General features: G+C 54.6%; 2 protein-coding genes. Both read right to left on the minus strand.

All coding sequences use genetic code 11. From position 1 onward, the window contains the following. Positions 1–221: 221 nt before the first annotated feature. Positions 222–827, minus strand: coding sequence for a mobile mystery protein B (locus Q1B13_RS26770; protein ID WP_299085934.1), 606 nt, complete (start codon positions 825–827; stop codon positions 222–224). After that, positions 824–1285 (minus strand): hypothetical protein, encoded by a 462-nt coding sequence (locus Q1B13_RS26775; protein ID WP_299085936.1) that lies wholly within the window; start codon positions 1283–1285, stop codon positions 824–826. Before Q1B13_RS26775 ends, Q1B13_RS26770 begins: the two co-directional genes overlap by 4 nt. Positions 1286–1393 lie beyond the last annotated feature (108 nt).

A 1393-nucleotide genomic window follows, 5' to 3' on the forward strand; every position in this document is an offset into this window, starting at 1 on the left:
GCAGCGAACCGGGATGCGTCCGATATGCTCGTAGGTGGGTGGCGCTAATCTACGTCGATGGCAAGGTAGTGAGGCCCTCTGAACTTCTGTTCATTTTCGACAGGAACTCCTACTCTGAGGAGCTCAAGAAGTTCCAGAATTCCGAGGTTGATTTTGAAGCTGAAGCCACCTGATCTCTGACCGGCGTCTGCGGCGAGATAACTATTTTGCTTCCCGCCGCGTTACTCGGAAATCACCCGAGCGAACTCGATCAACGGCTCAAATTCAAACCCATCCGCTGCCCGAAGCGCCGCGATATACCGCGCCCGGTGGTCGCTGTTGGAATTGAGCGTTCCGCCGCCTGACCAGTCGAGAAAGACATCCGGATCGATTGTAGCCAGGTAGGCATCTGCCATGATCCTTGCCCAGCGTCCGTTGCCATTTGCAAAGGGATGTATCCAGACCAGCTTGTGGTGGAAGCGTGCAATGGCTTCGAGCGGCTCGTAGGTGCCGTTCTCGCGCCAGTATCGGGCATCGTCGAGGCAGGTGCGCATCTCGGTCGAAATGTGCCAGACTTGCACGCCGATATTCTTCTCGGTCAGGCGGTAGACGCCAGCCCAATTCCAGACCTGGCCGAACAATCGCTTGTGAACTTCGCGGACGGTATCGTCGGTAAGGATGTCGTAGGACTTGCGTCGCCGACCTAGCCAGGTCAGCCCCTCAATGATGTTCTCTCCCTCCAGCTCATTCAACTCTCCGCGCGTGGTGATGTGCTTGGCCCTTAGGCCAAGAAACTCGTCCGGTGTCAGGGGTGTTGCGCCGTTGGGTTCGTGCAGTTCCAAGGTCACTTCCAGAAATCCCTCGGCATCTCACGTGCGATTTCCTTCGCAAGCTCCTCAATCATCTCTTCCTGGCTGCGCAGGCCTTCGATCTGCTCCTCCAAGGCCATGTGTGTGCGGGTGCGTTGTATGATGCGTTTGGCCTTCTTGCGGGCTTGAGCCATAACGATCTCCTCGACTGCTCCATTGCGCGGAATGATCGCGTAGATCAGTTTACCGCCCATCGCCTCAGCCATCTTGTCCAGCTGGTTAACGGAGATTGTTCCAGCCTTTTCCTTTTGGATAGAGCTGTAGACGCTATTCCTGGACACGCCGAGCCGTTCGGCTAGCGCTGGCGCGCTCATGCCAATGGCTTCCTGGAAGGTCGCGATCCAACCTCCAATTGGCTTGGCGAAGGCCTGAGCCACTTGTCTGACCTGATTTATCTTGCCTTCGGCTTGCCGCTGTTTTGCGCTTGAAACGGACATCTGCCAACCTATAGTTTTGCATATTTCTCTTCTATGTAATACCATAGTATGTCATATTTGTATAGTTTGCAATACTATAGCATGACTACTATGTTTATTTGCCATGCT

The sequence above is a fragment of the uncultured Ruegeria sp. genome, from assembly GCF_947489545.1.
Lineage (GTDB): Bacteria > Pseudomonadota > Alphaproteobacteria > Rhodobacterales > Rhodobacteraceae > Ruegeria.